At 60.2% G+C, this 4,692-nt stretch carries 6 protein-coding genes; 2 read left to right on the top strand and 4 right to left on the bottom strand.

The window, feature by feature from the left end:
- Window positions 1–184: 184 nt before the first annotated feature.
- A complete protein-coding gene (locus tag F0169_RS26620) occupies window positions 185–919 on the top strand; it encodes a cysteine hydrolase family protein (RefSeq protein ID WP_152748084.1) in 735 nt (244 codons plus the stop codon).
- Between the two features lie 31 nt (window positions 920–950).
- A complete protein-coding gene (locus F0169_RS26615) occupies window positions 951–1,838 on the top strand; it encodes a LysR family transcriptional regulator (protein ID WP_172979568.1) in 888 nt (295 codons plus the stop codon).
- 68 nt (window positions 1,839–1,906) lie between these two features.
- On the opposite strand, the gene F0169_RS26610 is transcribed toward F0169_RS26615, so the two are convergent.
- The 4 genes from F0169_RS26610 to F0169_RS26595 form a co-directional block, all read right to left on the bottom strand.
- Window positions 1,907–3,205, bottom strand: coding sequence for an NAD(P)/FAD-dependent oxidoreductase (locus F0169_RS26610; protein ID WP_058412761.1), 1,299 nt, complete (start codon window positions 3,203–3,205; stop codon window positions 1,907–1,909).
- A 60-nt stretch (window positions 3,206–3,265) separates the two neighbouring features.
- A complete protein-coding gene (locus F0169_RS26605; protein ID WP_152748083.1) occupies window positions 3,266–3,439 on the bottom strand; it encodes a DUF3094 family protein in 174 nt (57 codons plus the stop codon).
- Window positions 3,440–3,528: 89 nt separating this feature from the next.
- Window positions 3,529–4,158, bottom strand: a complete 630-nt coding sequence (locus F0169_RS26600) for a DUF1780 domain-containing protein (protein ID WP_099235419.1) — start codon at window positions 4,156–4,158, stop codon at window positions 3,529–3,531.
- A 26-nt stretch (window positions 4,159–4,184) separates the two neighbouring features.
- Window positions 4,185–4,692, bottom strand: a 508-nt coding sequence (locus tag F0169_RS26595; protein ID WP_152748082.1) for an ATP-binding cassette domain-containing protein, incomplete at its 5' end; no start/stop codon positions are given.

Genomic DNA, 4,692 nt, shown 5'->3' with positions numbered 1-4,692 from the left:
TCCCCTTACCCCGACCATATTAAAAATCCTCGTATCGAAAGATACGGGGATTTTTTTTGCCTGTTTTTTCATCTGTCTTGTGCGGTTTTCGAACAAATATTGTGCTGATGGGTGCGTTGGTGCAGACGTAGCGGCCTTCTAGACTCGGCGGCTCCAGCTGTTCACTCCAACAGGAACTCGCACCATGACCCTCACCGCTACCGCTCACCCCGTCCGCTCGTTGCCTGCCTTGCTCAAGTCCACGCTTGTCGGCCTCGGCATGCTGATGGGCCTCGGGCAATGTGCCGTCGCCGCCGAAACCTCAGCGAATCAGCAGCCGACCCTGCGCGCCATATTGGGCGCCAAGCCGACCGACCGTCTGGACCCGAAAACCACTGCCCTGGTGGTGATCGACTTTCAGAATGAATACTTCACCGGCCGCTTGCCAATACCCGATGGCATGCACGCCTTGAAGAACACCCAGCGCCTGATTACGTTTGCCGACCAACACAACATTCGGGTCATTCATGTACAGCACATCGCCCCGGACGGCGCAGCGCTATTCGCCAAGGATGGCAAAAGCGTTGATTTTCACCCACTGATGCAGCCGCGCGCGCAAGACATGCTCGTGCAGAAGACCACGGTGAGCGTGTTTGCCAGCACTGATCTGGATGCGCAATTGACCAAAGCCGGCGTCAAAACCCTGATTATCACCGGCCTGATGACCCACGCCTGTGTCGCCGGCGCTGCCCGGGATGCCGCGCCGTTGGGCTATGACGTTGTGGTAGCATCCGATGCCTCCGCGACGCGGGCGATTACCCGTGCCGATGGCCGTTCGGTAACCAAAGATGAGCTGCACGACTCGGCGTTGGCTGAAATTGAAGACACGTTCGGTTCGGTGCTGACCACCTCGCAAATCATCGCTCTGCCGGTTAACTGATTTCACTGACACGCTTGGGATAGGCTGCTTCATGAACCAGTTATCCGCCATGCGCGCCTTTCGGTGCATCGTTGAAGCCAAGGGCTTTTCTGCAGCGGCAGAGCGCCTCGACACCACCCACTCGACGATTTCCCGACAGTTGCAGCAGTTGGAGATTGAGTTGGGTGCGCAACTGATCAACCGCAATACGCGGCGTTTCAGCCTGACGTGCGCAGGGGAGCAGTACTACGTGGCGTGCGTCGATATTCTTGAGCGTGTCGACGCCGCGTCCCAAGTCATTGCCCACGGCCATCAACGGCCTGAAGGCGTGCTGAGGGTGAGTGTGCCGCTGGTGGTCGGAACTCTGGATCTGCCGCATTGGTTGCCGGGCTTTCAGCTTGGCTACCCGAATATTGAGCTTGAGCTGTGTTGTGATGACCAGTTCGTCGACGTCGTTGCCGACAAATTTGATGTCGCGATCCGAATCGCCGGCGCCCTGGCGGACAGTTCATTGATTGCGCGCACATTAACTATTTCCAAGCAGGTACTGGTGGCTTCGCCGGGGTACATCGGCCGCTTCGGTCTGCCGCGCTCGGCGCAGGAACTCGACAAACATCGCTTGCTGAGCTTCATGGGTGCCTCTTCGGTTTGGGCGCTGAGCACGGCCCGTGGCGGGGAACTCAAGGTCACGCCATCGGGGCGGTTCAGGACCAATACCATCAGCGCGCTGCATGCGGCCACCTTGGCTGGCGCCGGCATTGCGTGTTTCACCCAGGCCACTGTGCACAACGATCTGGTGCAGGGGTTGCTGGTGCACGTCCTGCCCAATTATTCACTAGGCGAGCGCCACTATTACGCCCTCTACCCACAGTCCCGGCACCTGGCGCCGAAGGTGCGTGCGTTTGTCGACTATATGGCCGAGTTCTATCAAAAGAGCTGATTATCGTCCGCCCATAAAAAATCCCCCTGTCGAGCGACAGGAGGATTTTTTTGTGGCGGCGCAGTCGATCAGTGCAGCTTGAGCCTAGGCTCTGTGCCGCGCCCGATCCGGCTGCCCAGCATCAGCATGGCTGTGCGGAAGAACCCGTACAGCGCCATCTGGTGCATGCGGTACAGCGACACATAAAACATCCGTGCCAGCCAGCCTTCGAGCATCACACTGCCGGTCAGGTTGCCCATCAGGTTGCCCACTGCCGAGAACCGCGACAGCGAGATCAACGAGCCGTAATCGGTGTAGGTGTACGACGGCAAGTCCTTGCCCTCAATCCGCAGTTTCAGCGACTTGGCCAGCAACGAAGCCTGCTGGTGAGCCGCCTGCGCGCGTGGCGGCACGTTGCGGTCGGTGCCCGGTTGCGGGCAGGCGGCGCAGTCACCGAAGGCGAAGATGTTTTCGTCACGGGTGGTTTGCAGCGTCGGCAGCACTTGCAGTTGATTGATGCGGTTGGTTTCCAGGCCATCAATGTCCTTGAGGAAACCCGGTGCGCGAATACCCGCAGCCCAGACCTTGAGGCTGGCGGGAATCACTTGCCCGTTGCTGGTGATCAAGGCGTCGGCCGTGACTTCGCTGACTGCGGAGTTGGTCAACACGGTCACCCCGAGTTTCTCCAGGGTTTTATGCACAGGCCCGCCGATCCGCTCGGGCAGCGCTGGCAATACCCGTGGGCCGGCTTCGATCAGGGTGATGTGCATGTTTTCCGGCTTGATGCGGTCCAGGCCATACGCTGCCAGTTCATGCGCGGCGTTGTGCAGTTCGGCGGCCAGCTCGACACCGGTGGCACCGGCGCCGACGATGGCGACGCTGATTTTCTCTTCCACATCGGTCTGCCCGGCATGCGCGCGCAGGTAGTGGTTGAGCAACTGCTGGTGGAAGCGCTCGGCCTGTTTGCGGGTGTCGAGGAACAGGCAGTGCTGCGCCGCGCCTTCGGTGCCGAAATCGTTGGTGGTGCTACCGACCGCGATCACCAGGCTGTCATAGCCCAGCACGCGCGCGGGCACCAGCTCGCGGCCTTCTTCGTCGAGGGTCGCAGCCAGTTGAATTTTCTGCTGTTCACGGTCAAGCCCGCTCATGCGTCCCAGTTGGAACTCGAAGTGGTTCCATTTGGCCTGGGCGACATAATTCAGTTCGTCTTCCGAAGAGTTCAGCGAACCGGCCGCGACTTCGTGCAGCAGTGGCTTCCAGATATGGGTGAGGTTGGTGTCGACCAGCGTGATGCTGGCGGTACCGCGCTTACCCAGAGTCTTACCCAAGCGGGTAGCCAACTCCAGGCCGCCGGCGCCGCCGCCGACGATAATAATACGATGGGTCATGGGAGTATCTCGCAAGGCTAAAAGAAATCGGAGCAGTTACCCCCGCGAGCGCCAGGCAGCTCATAGCGTCAGGTAACTCAAAAGGCGGCTCGGCAGACCGAGCCCGATCACCACTACCAGCACCACACCAAGGAGCAGCCACGGCCTGAAAGGCTTGCGCTCGACCTGGTTTCGGGAGCGTTGCAGGTACTCTTCGACACGCTGTTGGTCATCGGGTTTCAGGCGGCTGGTCATACAAGCCTCGTCAGGTAGACGTTGCAAAAGGGCGCCACGTTACAGTCAGGGCATTGGTGGCAGCGCCACAGGCTTGGCCGGTGGCCACGTCACAGGCTGATGCCGACGTCGAACACTATGCTGCGGCCCAGGTTGTTGCGCAAGAAATCCGGTGCTTGCGGGTGGGCGAACAGCACGCGGGCAAAGGTCGGCCCTACCAGTGACAGCGAGCGCCAGCCCTGGCGCAGGTATTCGGTGGGTGGCGGGAAATGGCTGTTGAGGTCGAGCACTTCACGCTTGAGGCTGGTGAACGCGATGAGGTCCAGCTCGCTCAGGTCGATGCCGCGCTCTTTGTAGTTATGCGCTTTTTTGCGCAAGGTCGGTGCCAGGCGCAGCAAAAATGCATGCGCGGGAATACGCCGTGGCTTGGCTTCACGACGCACCAGTTGGCTCAACGAAAACGCACTGCGCCGGCGCAGCAATTCATCGCGCCATTCGTCGTTGAGGCGCCGGCCTTCATCCAGCACAAAAAACACCTCGAAACTGGCGTCGCGAAACAGCACGTCCGGCGGCTCTTGCCCGGCAGCGTGAAACTCTTCAGCCCGGTAGGGCACATTCAAGCCTTGCAGCAGGCGCTGGCAGACCCAACGCTCACGCTCCCATTTGCGGGCATTGGAGAGGAACGCGTTGGCTTGTTCGGCCGCTACGGTGAGCAGGCGTAAATAGTCTGAGTCATCCATGCGCCTAGCTTAGCGCTCAAATGTGATTATAAGAATAGAGCCTGCGGGGTTGCCGGCGCACGTTTCAAGCTACTCGCGTGCAGCAGCTCGCGTGTGTACGGATGCTGCGGGTCATCGAATATCGACTGCGCCGAGCCTTGCTCAACCACTTTGCCGTCCTTGATCACAATCATGTCGTGGGCCAGGGCGTGGACCACGGCCAAGTCGTGGCTGATAAACAGGTAAGTCAGCCCGTGCCTGGCCTGAAGCTCGCGCAGCAAGTCCACCACTTGTTTTTGCACGGTGCGGTCGAGTGCCGAGGTGGGTTCGTCGAGCAATATCAGCGCCGGTTCCATGATCAGCGCACGCGCGATGGAGATGCGCTGGCGCTGGCCTCCGGAAAACTCATGCGGGTAACGATGGCGGCTTTCCGGGTCCAACCCGACTTCTTGCAGCACGCGAATCACCGCGTCCTCACGCTCCTGTTCGGTACCGATGGCATGCGCCAGCAAGCCTTCGGCGATGATTTGTTGCACCGACATGCGCGGGCTGAGG

The sequence above is a fragment of the Pseudomonas kitaguniensis genome (assembly GCF_009296165.1).
Classification (GTDB): Bacteria; Pseudomonadota; Gammaproteobacteria; order Pseudomonadales; family Pseudomonadaceae; genus Aquipseudomonas; species Aquipseudomonas kitaguniensis.
This window is presented reverse-complemented; position numbering and strand designations above follow the sequence as displayed.

Bases quoted from the DNA above. Each gene is read 5' to 3' on its own strand.
- F0169_RS26615 (WP_172979568.1), top strand. From the start codon at position 951: ATGAACCAGTTATCCGCCATGCGCGCCTTTCGGTGCATCGTTGAAGCC.
- F0169_RS26605 (WP_152748083.1), bottom strand. From the start codon at position 3,439: ATGACCAGCCGCCTGAAACCCGATGACCAACAGCGTGTCGAAGAGTAC.
- F0169_RS26610 (WP_058412761.1), bottom strand. From the start codon at position 3,205: ATGACCCATCGTATTATTATCGTCGGCGGCGGCGCCGGCGGCCTGGAG.
- F0169_RS26600 (WP_099235419.1), bottom strand. From the start codon at position 4,158: ATGGATGACTCAGACTATTTACGCCTGCTCACCGTAGCGGCCGAACAA.
- F0169_RS26620 (WP_152748084.1), top strand. From the start codon at position 185: ATGACCCTCACCGCTACCGCTCACCCCGTCCGCTCGTTGCCTGCCTTG.